This is a genomic window from Catenulispora sp. GP43, assembly GCF_041260665.1.
Classification (GTDB): Bacteria; Actinomycetota; Actinomycetes; order Streptomycetales; family Catenulisporaceae; genus Catenulispora.
Map to the genome: position 1 here is coordinate 302,266 of NZ_JBGCCT010000004.1, position 16,227 is coordinate 318,492.

The window sequence follows — 16,227 nt, forward strand, 5'->3', positions numbered from 1 at the left end:
GAAGCTGCGATGCTCAAGAACTTCCTTGCTGCTGTCCTGCCTAGCGGAAGCGTTCTTGAAACCGCTGAATGTTGTGCAGTTGCGACCGAGGCCGGGAGCGGCATCCCCCGCGGGTCCGGAACTCGGGTGCTCTTCGTTCGAACAACAAGGCCTGTCGTCATGACGATTCCCCCTCACTCGGCCGGTTATGTGGCGCCGGCCCGGAGTTGTGATCCCGATCCTTGCCCACCGGTGGTGCTTTGTCGAGGACAATCGATCAACGACTGAGCCCGCCGGATGGTTCGCCGTCACGGCTTGGTAGCGTCTCGAATATGACCGTCACCACTGACACGGATGCGCTCGAGGTATGGATCGATCACGATCTGTGCACCGGTGACGGCATCTGCGCGCAGTATGCGCCGGACGTGTTCGAACTCGACATCGACGGCGTCGCCTACGTGAAGGACGGCGCCGACGCCGAACTGCGCACCGGCGCCGAGGCCCGGGTCCCGGTCCCGGCGGATCTGGTGCTGGCCGTCATCGACTCGGCCAAGGAGTGCCCCGGCGAGTGCATCCACGTCCGGCGGGCGGCCGATGGGGTGGTCGTGGCCGGTCCGGACGCCGACGGGGCGTGACAAGAGCGAGCCGGACGGCGGGAGACGGGTTCCGCCCCAGCTCGGCACCTGTCTCCATCGCCGTCGTCCCCGTGGCCCGCTAACCCAGACGTCTCACCGGCCGTCCAGGTTGCCGTCTCAGGAAAAATTTCGCTCTACCGGGTGACCGCCCAGGTCATAACGCTGCGCCAGGACCGGCAGCAGCCGCGCCGGACCGCCGACCGGGTGCAGCCTCTCGGGGGCATCTGTGTGGATCGGGACCACGGTCCGCGGCGCCACCCGGTGCACCAGGGTGTGCAGGTCGTCGGCGGTGGCGTGGCCGAAGGAGCCGATCCGGCGCAGCGGGATGCCCAGCGCGTCCAGCCACTCCGTGAACAGCGACCAGCGGGACTCGAACGGCCCCAGCGGCTCGCCGTTGGCGTGCAGCCAGACGGTCCGCTCCCCCACCGGCAGGTCCGCCAGGTTCGGGATGCCGCGCAGGTCGCGCAGGTCGGGCTGGTAGACGAAGGCTCCGGGATCGGCCTTGACCTCCTCCAGCCCCACCTCGGAGTAGGCCACCACGCCCTCGACGTCCAGCGCCCTCAGGAACGCCGCGACCGGGTCGCCCCACAGGATCCGCCGTCCGGCGGCACCGGCCACCTCGATGAACTCCGCGACCCGCTCCAGGTCGCGCGGGTACATCGCGAGCAGCACCAGGTCCCCGCGGGCCTCCTCCAGCACCGCGGCGAAGTCCCGCACCACGTCGTCCTCGGTGCGGACCGGGCCGGGGAACACCGGCAGCCCCAGGGCCGTACCCTCTGTGACGAACATCTCACAGCCCGCGGCGCGCTCGGCCAGCCGCCAGGCCCGCTCCGGCGCGCGGCCGTGGAAGCGGATGTCGCCGGTGAAGGCCAGGACGCCGTCGGAGGTGGTGACCAGGTACCCGCTGGCGCCGGGCACGTCGTGGTCGACGGTGATCCGCTCGACGGTCAGCGGCCCGAAGGCCACCGGCGTCTCGGCAGCCAGCGGCCGCCAGTCCGGGTCGCCGCCGGGCAGGCCGTCGCCGGCGGCGGCCAGCGCGCGCATCACCGCGACGGTCTCCGGGGCGGCGTGAACCTCAATTCCGGGCCTGAGGGTTCCGACCAGACCGCAGTGGTCGATGTGGGCGTGGCTGACGAACACCGCCGTGGCCGGGCCGTCCTCGCCGAGCGGGTCCCCCGGTTCGACCATCGCCGGGTCGTAGACCCCGGGCAGCCGCGGCGCCGCGCCGACCCGCAGCCGGTCGGCGAGGTAGCGGTGCGGCCGGGGCACGACCGGCGGCCGGAACAGGTCGGTGCCGCGGGGGATGTCGAGCCCGAAATCGAGCAGGACCCGGTGGTCCCCCTCGGTGATCAGGATCTTGCTGGAGCCGATGACGCCGACCCCGCCCCAGAACTCGACGGTTGTTGCCATGGAGATGTGTGTTCTCTTCCTATGAATTGTGCGCGCCGGCCCAGGAGAAGATCCCGGGCAGGATGTCCTCGACCACCGCGGCGCTCAGCGTCGCGGGGCCGTCGGCGCGGCCGAACCGGTCGATGTAGCCGGCGCACGCGCCGACCGCCATCGCGGGCTCGATCTCGTTGAAGTAGTGGTCGCCGAGCGAGAAGAGCTCGCCGGCCGGCCGGTCGGCCAGCGACGCCGCGATCCACCGCCGCAGTCCCTCGGGTTTGTTCGCTCCGGAGACGACCTCCTCGAACAGGGCGGTCACCCCGAGCCGGGCCAGCAGCGGCGCCAGCCCTCCGGCCGGGCTGTTGGTGGCCAGGACGATCCGCACCCGGCCGCGCAGCTTCTCGAACGCCTCGACCAGCGCCGGCACCGCCGTGACCCGGCACGCCGCGGTCAGCATGTACTGCCGGCTGGCCAGGAAGGCCGAGTCGAGGGCCGCCGGACCGACGCCGGACAGCGCCGCCAGGCCGGCCGCCGCGCCCCAGGCGTCCACCGAGGAGCGCAGCACGGCGGCCGCGGCCTCGTCGGCGACCCGGTCCGCGGCGGCCATCCCGTGCTCGAGATAGGCCTCGAACAGGTCCAGGAACCGCCCGCGCCACTCGTTCGGCAGGCTGCCGGCCGCGTGCTCGGCGTAGAAGCGCACCGGGCCGTCGTCGCGGTAGACGGTCCCGTCGAAGTCCACGACCAGGATCGGCCGGCGGTCCGGCCTCCCCGTCTCCATCCCCGGCTCAGCCACGGACGCCTCCGGCCGCCGACAGCGCGCCGCGGATGAACTGCCGCTGCAACAGCAGGAAGAACACCATGACCGGCAGCGTGGTGAAGGTGACCGCGGCGGCCAGGCCCGGGAAGTCGGTGCCCTCGGCGTTGGCGAAGGTGGACAGCCCGACCTCGACCGGCTGCACCGTGTTCGAGGAGTCCATGCTGGAGTTCGTCATGATCACCGGCCACAGGAACGAGTTCCAGGAGCCCAGGAACACGTTGATGGCCACGATGATCAGCGCCGGGCGCACCATCGGCACGCCGATCGAGCGCAGGAAGCGCAGCCGCGAGGCGCCGTCCAGCGCCGCGGCGTCCAGGATCTCGGCGGGCATGGTCAGGAAGAACTGCCGGACCAGGAAGATCCCGAAGACGCTGGCGCCCCACGGGATGATCTGGATCCAGTAGGTGTTCAGCAGGTGCAGGTCGTTGGCCAGCACGTAGTCCGGAATGATCAGCACCGTGCCGGGCATCATCAGCACGGACAGGACCACCAGGGTCAGCACCTTGCGGCCCGGGAAGCGCAGCACGCCGAAGGCGAAGCCGGCCAGCAGCGAGGTGACCAGGCACAGGACCACGGTGCACGAGGCGATCAGGATCGTGTTCCCGAACAGGCGCACCCACGGCGCGGAGTGCCAGGCCCGGGACCAGTTCGACCAGTCCCAGTGCGGCACCAGCACCGGCGGGAAGTTGCTGAACTCACCGGGGTGGCCCAGCGAGATGACCACCGTCCAGTAGAACGGGAAGACGAAGGCCAGACCGATCGCGACGGCGAGCGCGCGCCGGGCGTAACGCCCGGCGCGGCTCGACCCCGCCATGCCGCGGGATGCCGTGTTCTTGCTCACCCCTGCGCCTTCGCGGCGGTGCAGGCGGACTGCGCGGTGTTCAGCGCGTCAGAGGGCTGCTTGCCGTTCTCCAGCACCTCCTGGATCGCGGTGGCCTCATAGCCCTGGCACTTGAAGATCCAGTCGAAGCCGGGCAGCGTGAAGGCGGTGTCGAGCTCGGAGACCGCGGCCGTGACGTACGGGTTCTTGGCCACGAAGGACTGCATCACCGGGTCGCTCAGGGCCTGGCTGGTCACCGGCAGGTAGCCGGAGGTGGCCGACCACCCGGCCTGCTCGGCGGGGCTGTCGATGAACTTCAGGAAGGCCCAGGCGGCGGCCTTCTGGTCGGCGCTGGCGCCGGTGAACATCACGATGTTGGTGCCGGTCAGCTCGTTGACCGCGCCGGCCGGGCCCGAGGGCAGGGCGGTGATGCCGAGCTTGAACTTGCCGGCGACTGTCTTGTTCTCGAAGCCGTAGCCGGCCGCCGAGGAGATGTCGAACGCGCCCTTCTGGGCGCCCAGCGCGGTCTCGCCGGGGTAGTTCTTGCCGGTGGCCAGGGCGTTGGCGTTCTTCAGGTCCTGCATGTACTGCAGGGCCTTGACGGCACCGGGGTCGCTCAGGTGCGGGGTGCCGTCGGCGTCGTAGAGCTTGGCACCGTTGGCCTCGGACAGGATCTCGAACCACTGGGTGCCGTAGGCGGCGCCGGTGGCCGAGCCGGGGTCGATGGTGGAGCCGGTGACGCCGTCCTTGGAGACCGCCTTCATGACGTTGGCGTAGTCGTCCCAGGTCTTCGGGTCGGTCTGGCCGTCCTTGGCGAGCATGTCGGAGTTCTCGAACAGGACCAGCACGCTCTTGTTGAACGGCCACATCCAGGTCTTGCCGTCCGGCAGCTTCATGTCGGTCTGGATGCCCTTGTAGAACGTGGACATCTCGGCCGGGGTGTCGGTGCCGGCCAGGTCGCTGATCGGGACCAGCTTGCCGGCGGACTGGAAGTAGGAGGCCCAGCTCTCGTAGGCCTGGCCGATGGTCGGGGCGTTCCCGGCCTGCACCTCGGCCTTCTCCTTGGTGTACATCGTGCCGTAGTCCGGGTCGCCCTGGAGCTTGACCGTGATGTTCGGGTACTTGGCCTGGAAGTCCGAGACCAGCTTGTCCATCGCCGGCTTCAGGGTGCCGATGGTCATCGCCTCCTCGAAGGTGATGGTCACCGGGCCGGTGGGCACCGCGAGCTCGGTGCCGGAGCCGGTGCTCTTGGCGGAGGTGCCGCTGCTGGACTTCGGCGTGGAGGTCCCGCCGCCGGCACAGGCGGTGGCGGTCAAGGCGAGGGCGGCCAGGCCGGCGGCCGCGGTTATGCGCTTGCGCATGGGTGTTCGGTCTCCCGATTTCGAGGGGTGTGGGTGGCAGTGCGGATCGGACGAGAGCGTGCGGATCAGACGAGGGCGTGCGACTCGCCGCCGGCCGCGGTGCGGCGCCGGACGAGCGTGAAGAAGATGGTGATGGCGAACAGGACCACGGCCAGCGCCGCGCCGTAGCCGGTGTCGCTGAAGACGAAGGCCTCCTGGTAGACCAGGTAGCTCAGGGTCGTGGTGGCGTAGGCCGGGCCGCCGTTGGCCAGCTGGTAGAACTGCGTGAAGGCCTGCAGCGAGGTGATCGCGGTGATGGCGACCACGAACACGGTCACCGGCCTGAGCTGGTGCCAGGTGACGTGCCAGAACTCCTGCCAGGCCGAGCAGCCGTCCACGCGCGCGGCCTCGGACAGCTCGTTGGACAGCGTGGCCAGGCCGCCGAGGAACACCACGGTGGTGAAGCCGACCTCGTGCCACAGGCTGTAGATCACCACGGCGGGCATCGCCGAGGACGAGGACTGCAGCCACTGCGAGGTCGGCAGGTGCAGGCTGTGCAGGACCCAGTCGGCCAGGCCGAACTTGTAGTTGAAGATCCAGGTCCAGATCATCGAGGTGGCGATCACCGGCGTGGCGTGCGGCAGGAAGAGCGCCACCCGGGTGCCGTTCAGCAGCGCGCCGCCGCGCTGCAGCAGCAGGGCCAGGCCCAGGGAGATCGCGGTCCCGCCGATCACCATCGCGCCGGTGAAGTACAGCGAGTGCCACAGGCTGCTCAGGAACGTGGGCTGCGTGGCGTCGAACAGCCGCGAGTAGTTGCCCAGGCCCTTGAACTTCGACAGCGCCGGGTTCAGCGCGTTCCACTTCCACAGGGAGACGTAGAACGTGTACCCGGTCGGGACGATCACGAAGGCCAGGAACACGAGCACGGCCGGGGCCGAGTACGCCCAGCCCCAGCGGGTCGCGCGGAAGTCGCGGGCGCGCTGTCGGCGGGCCGGGCCGGGCGGTGCGGCGAGGGCCTTGCCGGCCTCGGTCGTTGCGGTCACGGCACGAAACTGTCGCGGGTCCGGATTGCGTTCCCGCGACGTTTCGATGAACAGATGACTACAAGGCTTCTTATATTCGTGATCTTGTGGTGTCCTGGAATGTTGGCCAGTCCCTAACCAGGAAGACCGGCCGACCCTCCGCGCCCACGCTGGGCCGGTACGGCTAGGGCAGCACGCGGCGCGCCACGGAGGAGGTCACCGTGCCGTCCTCGTTGAACTCGGGGTCGGCGACGCTCCCGGCCGCCGGCGTCGCGCCCTCGGCGACGTAGTCGGCGGCGTAGGCGCCCTTGGACGGCCGGCGGCGGCGCACAGGCGGGGTGACGCCGTCGGCCAGCCGGCGCGCGGTCACCAGGAAGCCGGTGTGGCCGATCATCCGGTGGTCCGGCCGCACCGCCAGGCCCTCCACGTGCCAGCCGCGCACCATCGACTCCCAGGGCTGCGGCTCGGTGAACGCGCCGTGCGAGCGCAGGGTCTCCACGGTGCGCGAGAGCTGGGTGGTGGTCGCGACGTAGCAGATGATCACGCCGCCGGGCACCAGCGCCTTGGCGACCGCGTCCACGCAGTCCCACGGCGCCAGCATGTCCAGCACCACCCGGTCGACCTCCTCGTCGACCAGCTTCTCGGCCAGGTCGCCGATGGTCAGCTCCCACGCCGGGTGCTCGGCGCCGAAGAAGGAGCGCACGTTCTTCGCCGCGATCTCGGCGAACTCCTCGCGGCGCTCGTAGGAGTGCACGCTGCCGGAGTCCCCGACGGCCCGCAGCAGCGAGCAGGTCAGCGCGCCGGAGCCGACGCCGGCCTCGACCACCCGGGCCCCGGGGAAGATGTCGGCCATCTGCACGATCTGCCCGGCGTCCTTGGGGTAGACCACGGCCGCCCCGCGCGGCATCGACAGCACGAAGTCGGACAGCAGCGGACGCAGCGCCAGGTACTCGTTGCCGCCGGAGGTCTTCACGACCACGCCCTCGGGCGAGCCGATGAGCTCGTCGTGATCGAAGGAGCCCTTGTGGGTGTGGTACTGCTTGCCCGCCTGCAGGGTGATGGTGCTCATCCGCCCCTTGGCGTCGGTGAGCTGAACCTGGTCGCCGGGCTTGAGGAGGCCGCGTCGGTGGTCCGCGCCGGTCGGCTCGGAGGGGGGCGTAGAGGGCGTGCTGTCCATCCCTTCAGCCTACCGGCGCTGCTGGTCCCCCTAGACCGGCATGCGCGGCTGGGCCGGCGGGGGCGGGCTGGGCGGCTTGCCCAGGAACGCCGCCTGCACATCGGAGGCGGCCAGCACGCCGACGATCTCCCCGCCCGCCTCGACGACCAGGTACTCCGGGGCCGGGTTGGCGCGCAGCACGTCCAGCAGGGCCTCGCCGGTGAGGTCGGCGGCCACTATCAGGTTGGCCTCCAGCGGCCGCGCCACGTCGCCGGCCTCGACCCACGGCCGGCGCTGCTCCGGGGTGGCGATCACCTGGGCCTCGTTGACCAGGCCGGTGGGCTTGTCGTTGCCGTCCACCAGCACGATGCCGCGGGCGTTCACCTCGTGCGCGCGCCGCAGCGCCTCGGCCAGCGGGGTGCGCGCCTCGACGCTGATCGCCCGGCGGGTCATCTTGCGCGCCGACAGGCCGGGGATGCGCTCCCGGAGCTTGGCCACGACCAGGGCCTGGGTGGCGCCGAACCAGATGAACATCGCCATGAAGACCGCCAGGCCCAGGCCGAAGGGCTGGATGGTGCCGCCGCGGGCGTAGAGCAGGTTCATCGCGAGGAAGACCGCGATCGCCAGGACCCGGCCGGCCCAGGCGGCCGCGACGGTGCCGGCCATCGAGCGGCCGGTGGCCTTCCAGACCGCGGCGCGCAGCATCTGGCCGCCGTCCAGCGGCAGGCCCGGCAGCAGGTTGAACAGCGCCACCAGCAGGTTGGAGGCCCAGAAGCCGAAAACCAGCGTGGCGGCGACCTTCTGGCCCAGGCTGACCGTGTCGTCGTGCGGGATGACCTGGTAGACGGCGAAGCCGATGCCGGCCAGCGCGGCGGAGGTCAGCGGGCCGACGAAGGCGATCCAGAACGCCTTGCCGGGCGCGTCGGACTCCTTCTCGATCTCCGAGACGCCGCCGAGGAAGTGGATGACGATGCGGCGCACCGGCAGGCCCAGGCGCTTGGCCAGGGCGGAGTGCGCGAGCTCGTGGACGACGACGGAGGCGTAGAGGAAGATGGCGTAGGCGAGCGACAGGACATAGCGCCAGCCGCCGAGTTCGTTGCCGAAGTCGTTGGACGGGTCGGTGACGTCGCCGGACTGCGGAGCCAGCAGGACGGTGATGAAAGCGGCGACGACGAACCAGGACGGGGAGACGTACAGGGGGATGCCGAACGGCCGCCCCAGGCGCAGGCCGGGGCCGCGGATGATCTGGTTGCGGCCGGATCTGTGCTCCTGCGACGCCCCCCCGCCCTCGCCGTCGGAGCCACCATCACCGGTGCTCTGCCTGCCATCGTCATCCGCCACGTCTTCGACTCTATGCGCAGGCGAACTTGCAAGACCACTCACCGCGCGGGCGATCTGGTCACACGGCGCGCCCGGCGCCGGGGATGTCGGGACCGCCGAGTAGGGTCGAGGCCCATGGACGCGATGGACGCAGCGGTGACGACGAGCCCTGTGACGGTGACGACGGTGACGCTCCCGATGGCGCTCTCGCCGTCCCGGGCGTCGGACTTCATGACCTGCCCGCTGCTGTTCCGCTTCCGCGTCATCGACAAGCTCCCGGAACGCAAGAGCGCGGCGGCCACCCGCGGCACCCTGGTCCACGCCATCCTGGAGCACCTCTTCGACCTGCCGACCGGCCAGCGCACCCCGACCTCGGCCTCCAGCATGCTGTCCCCGGAATGGGAGCGCATGGTCCAGGCCGACCCGGCTCTGGTGGAACTGGCCGAGGAGGCCGGCGGCGACGAGGCCTGGCTGGCCGGCGCGGTGAACCTGCTGGAGCGCTACTTCCGCCTGGAGGACCCGAACCGCCTGGAGCCGGCCGAGCGCGAACTGTTCGTCCACGCCCGGGTCGCCGACGGCCTGCTGCTGCGCGGCTTCGTCGACCGCCTCGACGTGGCCCCCGACGGCGCGATCCGCGTGGTCGACTACAAAACCGGGCGCGCCCCGGGCCCGGCCTTCGAGGGCAAGGCCCTGTTCCAGATGAAGTTCTACGCCCTGGTCCTGTGGAAGACCCGCGGCGTGGTCCCCCGCCGCCTGCAGCTGATGTACCTCGGCGGCGACAGCCAGATCGTCACCTACGACCCCGACGAATCGGACCTGCGCGCCACCGAACGCAAGGTCGCCGCCCTCTGGAGCGCGATCCGCGCCGCCGCCGAGCGCGGCGAGTGGCGCGCGAACCCGTCGCGGCTGTGCGACTGGTGCGATCACAAGGCGCTGTGCCCGGAGTTCGGCGGGACGCCGCCGGCGTTGCCGCCGGTGGAGGTGGTCGAGGCGTCGGAGGCGGTGCCGGGGCAGCGGGGGCGGGGCGCGGCGGGGGCTGCGGCTGCTAAGGGGGGCGGCGAAGTGGGCGAGACAGAGGGCTGATTCGGCGGGCGAGCGGAGGGCTCGGCGGTATCGGGGCGGGCGCCGAGCAGCCCGCTGGTCGCCGGTCGCCAGTCGCCGGCTTCCGCCGCGACAACCCAACCGGCTCAGGGCACCGGATCCGCGCCGCCGGCAGCTCCCGGCCGGCACCGCCGCAGCCGCCGGACGGCGAGCCGGGTCCCGGCCAGCGCGCCATGCCGTCGCAGCGCCTCGGCAGCGTACGCCGAGCACGTCGGCGGGTACCGGCAGCCGCCGTGGCCGGGGCGGCGCGCGCTGAGCCGCAGCTGGTAGTAGCGCACGCCCTGGTGCAGCGCCGCCGCCAGCGCCCCGCGCGGCTGCGCCTCACGCCGAAGCCGCCGCCCGGTCGGTCCGGCGCCGGCGATCGCCGCGAACAGGCCGCCGCTCGTCGCCATCAGGGCTATGAGTGCCACCAGGCAGTTGGCATCGCAGGCATTGCTCACCTCGCAGCCCGCCGACCAGCATTCCGGTTCGCAGCCTCGCTCCAGCCATCCCGTTCCCAGCCGGAACCGGCGGTTGCGGCCGATCGTGTCGTCGAGGATGTCGCCGGTGCCTATGCTCTTGTCGTCCCCCATGGGCCAGTTATCTCTCGTCCGGCGTCTACTCGTCGAACAAGCCGCGCAGGAAGGACAGATTCACCCGCCGGAGCGAATCCACGACCGTCACCCGCTCGCGGGCCGGCACCTGGGCCGCGTGCGGGACCGCGATCACGCGGCAGCCCGCGGCGTGGCCGGCGGCGGCGCCGGTCGGTGAGTCCTCCAGCACCACGCAGCGGGCCGGGTCGACGTCCAGGTGGCGGGCTGCCAGCAGGTACGGGTCCGGTTCGGGCTTGCTGTGCTCGACGTCGTCGCCGGAGACCGTGACCCGGAAGTGCTCGGCGCCGATCAGCGGCAGGCAGGCGTCCACGATGCGCCGGGACGAGGCCGAGACCAGGGCCAGCGGCAGGCCGGCGGCCTCCAGCTCGACCAGCAGGTCCTTCGCGCCGGGCATCATCGGGACGCCGTCGCGCAGGCGCTCGATCATCGCCACCTCGATGCCGTCGGCGAACTGCTCGGCGCTGACCGGGTGGCCGGTGAGGTCCAGCAGGTAGGCGGTCGAGACCTCTATCGGCTTGCCCAGGACGTGCGGGTAGTGCTCGGGGCCGAGGGTGAACCCGTAGGCGGCGAGCATGTCCTGCTCGGCCTGGAACCAGGTGGGCTCGGAGTCGATGAGCAGGCCGTCCATGTCGAAGAAGACGGCGGCCGGCGGTATGGGGCTGGGCATGGCGATCAAGATACCAATGCGCGGCCCGGGATCATCGCCCGTTCTGCGCCCGGCTTGGCGGCGAACCCGAGAAACGGCGGCTCAGCGCGACTACTGTTGAGACTTGTGACCACAACCGGTGCCGTCCCCGATACCACCGTCCGGCCGGACCCGACCAGAACCGAGGACTTGGGAAAGTGACCACCATCGACGCCGCATCTTCGTCCGCCACTCCCATCTCCAACCGCACCCGCGGGGAAGACCGCGAATGGCTCAGCACCGCGGTCGACCTCGCCTGGCGCTGCCCGCCTTCGCCGCGCGCGTTCAACGTCGGGGCGCTGATCATCGACGCCGACGACCGCGAACTGGCCCGCGGCTGGTCCCGCGACACCGACGAGCACGTCCACGCCGAGGAGTCGGCGCTGGCCCGCCTGGCCCCGAACCACCCGCGGCTGCCCGGCGCGACCATGTACTCCTCGCTGGAGCCCTGCTCGATCCGCAAGTCCCGGCCGGCCAGCTGCACCCGGCTGATCATCGACTCCGGCATCCGGCGCGTGGTGTTCGCCTGGCGCGAGCCCTCGCTGCTGGTCGAGGACTGCCAGGGCGCCGAACTGCTGCGCGAGGCCGGGATCGAGGTCGTCGAGTTCCCGGAGTTCACGCCGCAGGTCAAGGCCGCGAACGCGCACTTGTTCGGCGAGGGCTGAAACACCGGCGACCCCGGCGACACCAGCGACCCCGACGAACCCACCGACCCCGATCAAGCCTGGGCGGCCCCGCTCCCGCGCCGCCGCCCTACGCGCGCACCGACCGCCGCACGGCGGTCCGCACCGCGCGCCGCGCCGCCGCCCGGGCGGCCGGCCCCAGGTCGTCCAGGTACTCCAGCAGCGCGCCGAGCTGGTCCAGGGCGCGGAACGCCGCCTTGTCGCCCTCCGGGTCGACGGCGGCCAGCAGCTCCATCCCGATGAACGAGGCCGCCACCGCGCGCGCCAGCCCCGGCACGTCGGCCACCTCCCCGAGCGGCGAGTCCGCCAGCACCCGGTTCAGGACCCGCTCGATCTCCACGGTCCACAGCGCCAGCGCGTCGCGCGTCGCCGTCGCGAAGGCCGGGTTCGTCTGCGCCCCGGCGAGCATCTGTCCCAGGACCGTGACGTTCCCCGCCGCGCTCTCCCGCTTGTGCAGGTCACGCCCCACGCGTTGCAACTCCCGCAGCGAGCGCACCCGCTCGAACGGCTCCCGGTACTCGGCGACCTGCTGCTCGGTCGACCACACGGCGGCCACGGCGAGCAGCTCGTCGACGCTGCCGAAGTGGTAGAACACCAGCGCCTGGTTCACCCCGGCGGCCGCGGCGATGGTGCGGGCCGACACCCCGGCTATGCCCTGGGTCCGCAGGGCGTCGATCGTCCCCTGCAGCAGGCGGTCCCGGGTGTCGGAGGTCATGCCGCGACGCTACCGGATCGCACAAGGGTTCGTTGAGCGCGCGCTCAACACGGCTCGACCCCGCGCGACTCGACCTTGTCGGCGCGAACCATGAGGATGGTGACATGACGCCCGAACAGAAGGCCCGAGAGACGGCCGCGCTGGAACGCCTGCGCGCCATCTGCCTGGCCCTGCCCGAGGTCGAGGAGCGCGAAAGCCATGGCGAGCCACCCATGAATCAGCGACGCGTAGCGTCTCCTCAACGGGCGGTGGTGGGGAGGGGCTGGCACATCCGCGGCAAGCGCACGCTGGCGATGTTCTGCGATCACCACCACGGTCAGCGCCTGGGCTTCTGGTGCCCGGCCCCGGAGGGAGTGCAGGAGCTGCGGATGGACCAGGACCCGGACACGTTCTACCGGCCGCCGTACGTCGGCGCGCGGGGCTGGCTCGGCGTGAACCTGGACGGCGACCCGGACTGGGACGACGTCGAGGACATCGTGCGCGACGCCTACCGCAAGGTGGCGCCGAAGACCTTGGCAGCCCGAGTCGCCGGCGGTGCGCCTTGGCTGAGCTGAGGGTGTCAGTGGACGTCGCGGCCTCGGTCGAGCGGGCCTGGGAGACGCTGTCCGACTGGGAGTCGCAGGGCGCGTGGATGGTCGCGACCAAGGTGCGCGGGACGGCGAGCGCCGTCGGCGGCAGCCTGGAGGGCTTCACCGGGATCGGGCCGATCGGGTTCCTGGACACGATGACGGTCACCGAATGGGAGCCGCCGCGCAGCTGCACGGTGCGGCACACCGGGCACGTGGTGCGCGGCACCGGCGGGTTCGAGGTGGCGCCGCAGGGTGCGGACGGCTGCCGGGTGACCTGGTGGGAGGACGTCGACCTGCCGCTGGGGGTGCTGGGGCGGATCGGGTGGCTGGTGATCGGGCCGACGACCCGGCTGTTCTTCAAGGTCTCGCTCGGCCGCCTCAAGCGGATTCTTGAGGCGGCGGAGCGAGACATCACCGGATGACGCGGTCCAGAGTGCGCCGGCCCATCCGGCTCATCGTCGGGTTGCTGTCGAGGTAGTACCAGACCAGGCCCATGGCCTGCTGGAACGCCCAGGCCCGGCCGCGCTGCCACTGCAGGTCGTCGCAGGCCAGGGCTTCGCGCACCACCTCGCGGGGCCCGGCGTCCAGCAGGTGCCAGACGGCGACCAGATCCAGGGCCGGGTCGGCCGCCCCCAGCCCGCCAGTGTCGAGGACGCCGGCCAGGCGCCCTTCGGCGACCAGGACGTTGCCGGGGATCAGGTCGCCGTGGGTCATCCGGTCGGCGTCGGTGCGCGGCAGCCCGCGCAGATCGGCCCACAGCCGGCGCAGCCGGGGCACGTCGAGAAGGTGTTCGCTGCGCTCGAAGCAGGTTTCCATCCAGACGTCGTGGGCGCGCAGGTCGCCGCCGCGGCCCGAGCCGCCGAAGGTCCGGCCGCGGGTGTCCAGGGCCCGGACGCCACCGATGAACTCGGCCAGGTCGCGAGCGAACAGAACCGAGGCCGCCGGGTCGTCGTCGGTGGCGGTGACACCGGGAAGCCAGGTCTGGACCGCCCACGGCAGCGGGTAGCCGGCGCCGGGCTCGCCGATCACGACCGGCTCGGGGGTGCGGAAGCGGGTGCTTCCGGCCAGTTCGCGGGCCGCCTCGGCTTCGGCCTCGAGCCAGCGGCGGATGCCGTCAGGCTCCCCGTCTTTGAGGGGGAAGCGCGCGGCGAGGCCGTCGCCGATGCGGAAGATGGCGTTGACCGTGCCCGGCGAGGCGATCTCGGTGACGGGCAGTTCGCGCCACTGCGGGAACTGCTCGCCGACGAGCCTGCGGACGACGGGTTCTGACACGGTCAACTGGCCGGTGTGCATCCGCATCGCGGCAGTCTCGCATGCGAGCGCCCGCGCCGAACACCGGATTTCGGCGCGTGAACCGCTAGTCGAGCATGCCCCGCAGCTCGTCCACGGCCCGCGCCGCCGCGTCCCGCAGTCCGGCGATCGACGGGCCGCCGGCCAGGATCTCCCGGCTGCTCGAGGGCACCACGTTGCGCGCCCCGGCGCCGAAGATCCGGCGCACGTCGGCCGCGGTCGCGCCCTGGGCGCCGATGCCGGGGACCAGGTAGGCGCCGTTGAGCCGGGCCAGGTCGAAGTCCGGGGTCTGAACGGTGCCGCCGACCACCACGCCGATCGGGCCCATCGGGGAGGCGCCGGCGTTGCGGGCGGCCGCGGCCGTGATCATCTCCTCCGCGACGCTGCGCCCCGAGGCGCCGACCGCGCCCTGCACCTGGGAGCCCTCGGGGTTCGAGGTCAGGCCGAGGACGAAGACGCCCGCGTTGTTCTTCTCCGCCGCCGCGTACAGCGGCTCCAGGGAGCCGAAGCCCAGGTAGGGGCTCGCGGTCAGGGCGTCGGAGAACAGCGGCGAGGACGGCTCCAGGTAGGCGTCCGCGTAGGCCGCGACCGTGGACCCGATGTCGCCGCGCTTGGCGTCCATGATCACCACGGTGCCGGCCGAGCGGGCGTCGTCGACGACCCGCTCCAGGACCGCGATGCCGCGGCTGCCGTAGCGTTCGAAGAAGGCCGACTGCGGCTTGAGCGCGGCGACCCGGTCGGCCAGCGCCTCGACCACCGTGTACGCGAAGCGCTCCAGCCCCGCGACGTCGTCGCTGAGGTCCCACTGCGCCAGCAGCGCGGTGTGCGGGTCGATCCCGGCGCACAGCGGGCCCCGCTCGTCGAGAGCAGTCCGCAACCGAGCGCCGAACGACGAATCCGGTCGAGCAGCCATGACAACTCTCCTCTTATATATGGGTTCTAAGAAACGCGGGCCGCCTCGACGGCGTCGCGCAGGCTCGTGTAGCCGCCGGCCCGCACCTTCGCGGCGATGCCGCGGTTGATCCGCGAGGCCCAGGCCGGCCCCTCGTAGATGAAGCCGGTGTAGCCCTGGACCAGGTCCGCGCCGGCGACGAGGCGCTGCCAGGCGTCGTTGACGGTCTCCACGCCGCCGACCGAGACCAGCGCCAGCCTGCCCTCGGTGCGGGACCGCAGGCGCCGCAGCACCTCCAGCGAGCGCTCCTTCAGCGGCGCGCCCGACAGACCGCCGCCGCCGGCGGCCTCGATCTTCTCCGCGGAGGACTTCAGCCCTTCCCGGCCGATCGTGGTGTTGGTCGCGATGATGCCGTCCAGGCGCAGCTCCAGGGCCAGGTCGGCGACCGCGTCGACGTCCGCGTCGGCCAGGTCCGGGGCGATCTTCACCAGCAGCGGGACGTGCCGGCCGGGCACCGCCTCGTCGGCCGCCGCGCGCACCGCCTTCAGCAGCGGCCGCAGCACCTCGACGGCCTGCAGGTCGCGCAGCCCCGGGGTGTTCGGCGAGGAGACGTTGACCACCAGGTAGTCCGCGTACGGCGCCAGCAGTTTGGCCGACACGACGTAGTCGGTCGCGGCCTCGTCCTCCGGCACGATCTTCGTCTTGCCGATGTTGACGCCGACCACCGGCGGCACCTTGTCCCAGCGCTCGGGCTTGGCCACGCGCCGCTTCAGCCGCCGCGCGACCTCCTCGGCGCCGCCGTTGTTGAAGCCCATGCGGTTCACCACCGCGCGGTCGGCGATCAGCCGGGCCAGCCGGGGCTGGGAGTTGCCGGGCTGGCCCTGGCCGGTGACCGTGCCGATCTCCACCGAGCCGAAGCCCAGGGCGGCCAGGGCGTCGATGCCCGCGGCGTTCTTGTCGAAGCCTGCGGCCAGGCCGAACGGCGCCGGGAACCCGACCCCGAACACGGTCTGCTTCAGGACCGTGTCATGGGCCGGGAACAGCCGCTCCAGCAGCGCCAGGCCGACGCCGGCCGGCAGCGCGCCGACCGCCTTGATCGCGCCGAACCCGAGGTGGTGCGCCTGCTCGGCGTCCATCCGGCGGAACACCAGGTTGAACAGTTTCGGATAGACCCGCATCAACAGGCACCTCTCTCAGTCGGACATGATCATCGTCTCGCGGACC

At 71.8% G+C, this 16,227-nt stretch carries 18 protein-coding genes; 5 read left to right on the plus strand and 13 right to left on the minus strand.

From position 1 onward, the window contains the following. Nucleotides 1-311 precede the first annotated feature (311 nt). On the plus strand, nucleotides 312-614 hold the full coding sequence (locus tag ABH926_RS11455; protein WP_370365415.1) for a ferredoxin: 303 nt from the start codon (nucleotides 312-314) through the stop codon (nucleotides 612-614). A gap of 117 nt (nucleotides 615-731) precedes the next feature. On the opposite strand, the gene ABH926_RS11460 is transcribed toward ABH926_RS11455, so the two are convergent. From ABH926_RS11460 to ABH926_RS11490, 7 genes are all read right to left on the minus strand, one after another. Beyond that, entirely contained in the window at nucleotides 732-2,024 is a 1,293-nt protein-coding gene (locus tag ABH926_RS11460) for an MBL fold metallo-hydrolase (protein WP_370365416.1), read from the minus strand. 19 nt (nucleotides 2,025-2,043) lie between these two features. After that, nucleotides 2,044-2,793, minus strand: coding sequence for an HAD family hydrolase (locus tag ABH926_RS11465; protein WP_370365417.1), 750 nt, complete (start codon nucleotides 2,791-2,793; stop codon nucleotides 2,044-2,046). Continuing rightward, complete coding sequence (locus ABH926_RS11470; RefSeq protein ID WP_370365419.1) at nucleotides 2,786-3,658, minus strand: carbohydrate ABC transporter permease; 873 nt, start codon at nucleotides 3,656-3,658, stop codon at nucleotides 2,786-2,788. The genes ABH926_RS11465 and ABH926_RS11470 overlap by 8 nt, the downstream gene beginning before the upstream one ends. After that, nucleotides 3,655-4,998: an extracellular solute-binding protein gene (locus tag ABH926_RS11475; protein ID WP_370365420.1), complete on the minus strand. Its 1,344-nt coding sequence runs from the start codon at nucleotides 4,996-4,998 to the stop codon at nucleotides 3,655-3,657. Before ABH926_RS11475 ends, ABH926_RS11470 begins: the two co-directional genes overlap by 4 nt. Nucleotides 4,999-5,063: 65 nt before the next feature. Next, the gene (locus ABH926_RS11480; RefSeq protein WP_370365421.1) at nucleotides 5,064-6,020 is read right to left on the minus strand and encodes a carbohydrate ABC transporter permease; all 957 of its coding nucleotides are present in this window, start codon (nucleotides 6,018-6,020) and stop codon (nucleotides 5,064-5,066) included. 163 nt (nucleotides 6,021-6,183) lie between these two features. Beyond that, complete coding sequence (locus ABH926_RS11485) at nucleotides 6,184-7,176, minus strand: tRNA (adenine-N1)-methyltransferase (RefSeq protein ID WP_370365422.1); 993 nt, start codon at nucleotides 7,174-7,176, stop codon at nucleotides 6,184-6,186. 30 nt (nucleotides 7,177-7,206) lie between these two features. After that, nucleotides 7,207-8,496, minus strand: a complete 1,290-nt coding sequence (locus ABH926_RS11490; protein WP_370365424.1) for a site-2 protease family protein — start codon at nucleotides 8,494-8,496, stop codon at nucleotides 7,207-7,209. Nucleotides 8,497-8,619: 123 nt separating this feature from the next. Here ABH926_RS11490 and ABH926_RS11495 point away from each other — a divergent pair, with 123 nt between their 5' ends. Further along, nucleotides 8,620-9,558 (plus strand): RecB family exonuclease, encoded by a 939-nt coding sequence (locus ABH926_RS11495; protein WP_370365558.1) that lies wholly within the window; start codon nucleotides 8,620-8,622, stop codon nucleotides 9,556-9,558. A gap of 104 nt (nucleotides 9,559-9,662) precedes the next feature. Here the strand turns inward: ABH926_RS11495 and yidD are convergent, their stop codons facing one another. Together yidD and ABH926_RS11505 are read right to left on the minus strand one after the other, a co-directional pair. Beyond that, nucleotides 9,663-10,148, minus strand: coding sequence for a membrane protein insertion efficiency factor YidD (yidD, locus tag ABH926_RS11500; protein ID WP_370365425.1), 486 nt, complete (start codon nucleotides 10,146-10,148; stop codon nucleotides 9,663-9,665). Nucleotides 10,149-10,173: 25 nt separating this feature from the next. Continuing rightward, the gene (locus ABH926_RS11505) at nucleotides 10,174-10,836 is read right to left on the minus strand and encodes an HAD family hydrolase (RefSeq protein ID WP_370365427.1); all 663 of its coding nucleotides are present in this window, start codon (nucleotides 10,834-10,836) and stop codon (nucleotides 10,174-10,176) included. Between the two features lie 176 nt (nucleotides 10,837-11,012). Between ABH926_RS11505 and ABH926_RS11510 the strand changes: the two genes are divergently transcribed. Next, nucleotides 11,013-11,519, plus strand: a complete 507-nt coding sequence (locus ABH926_RS11510; RefSeq protein ID WP_370365428.1) for a dCMP deaminase — start codon at nucleotides 11,013-11,015, stop codon at nucleotides 11,517-11,519. A gap of 88 nt (nucleotides 11,520-11,607) precedes the next feature. On the opposite strand, the gene ABH926_RS11515 is transcribed toward ABH926_RS11510, so the two are convergent. Further along, nucleotides 11,608-12,252 (minus strand): TetR/AcrR family transcriptional regulator, encoded by a 645-nt coding sequence (locus tag ABH926_RS11515; RefSeq protein WP_370365429.1) that lies wholly within the window; start codon nucleotides 12,250-12,252, stop codon nucleotides 11,608-11,610. A gap of 104 nt (nucleotides 12,253-12,356) precedes the next feature. Here ABH926_RS11515 and ABH926_RS11520 point away from each other — a divergent pair, with 104 nt between their 5' ends. Then, a complete protein-coding gene (locus tag ABH926_RS11520; protein WP_370365430.1) occupies nucleotides 12,357-12,806 on the plus strand; it encodes an MmcQ/YjbR family DNA-binding protein in 450 nt (149 codons plus the stop codon). Between the two features lie 2 nt (nucleotides 12,807-12,808). Next, the gene (locus ABH926_RS11525; RefSeq protein WP_370365431.1) at nucleotides 12,809-13,243 is read left to right on the plus strand and encodes an SRPBCC family protein; all 435 of its coding nucleotides are present in this window, start codon (nucleotides 12,809-12,811) and stop codon (nucleotides 13,241-13,243) included. Here the strand turns inward: ABH926_RS11525 and ABH926_RS11530 are convergent. From ABH926_RS11530 to ABH926_RS11540, 3 genes are all read right to left on the minus strand, one after another. After that, nucleotides 13,233-14,114 (minus strand): aminoglycoside phosphotransferase family protein, encoded by an 882-nt coding sequence (locus tag ABH926_RS11530; RefSeq protein WP_370365559.1) that lies wholly within the window; start codon nucleotides 14,112-14,114, stop codon nucleotides 13,233-13,235. The genes ABH926_RS11525 and ABH926_RS11530 overlap by 11 nt on opposite strands. Nucleotides 14,115-14,178: 64 nt before the next feature. Then, nucleotides 14,179-15,024, minus strand: coding sequence for an orotidine-5'-phosphate decarboxylase (gene pyrF, locus ABH926_RS11535; protein ID WP_370365432.1), 846 nt, complete (start codon nucleotides 15,022-15,024; stop codon nucleotides 14,179-14,181). Between the two features lie 26 nt (nucleotides 15,025-15,050). Further along, nucleotides 15,051-16,181, minus strand: a complete 1,131-nt coding sequence (locus ABH926_RS11540) for a quinone-dependent dihydroorotate dehydrogenase (RefSeq protein WP_370365433.1) — start codon at nucleotides 16,179-16,181, stop codon at nucleotides 15,051-15,053. Between the last annotated feature and the right edge of the window lie 46 nt (nucleotides 16,182-16,227).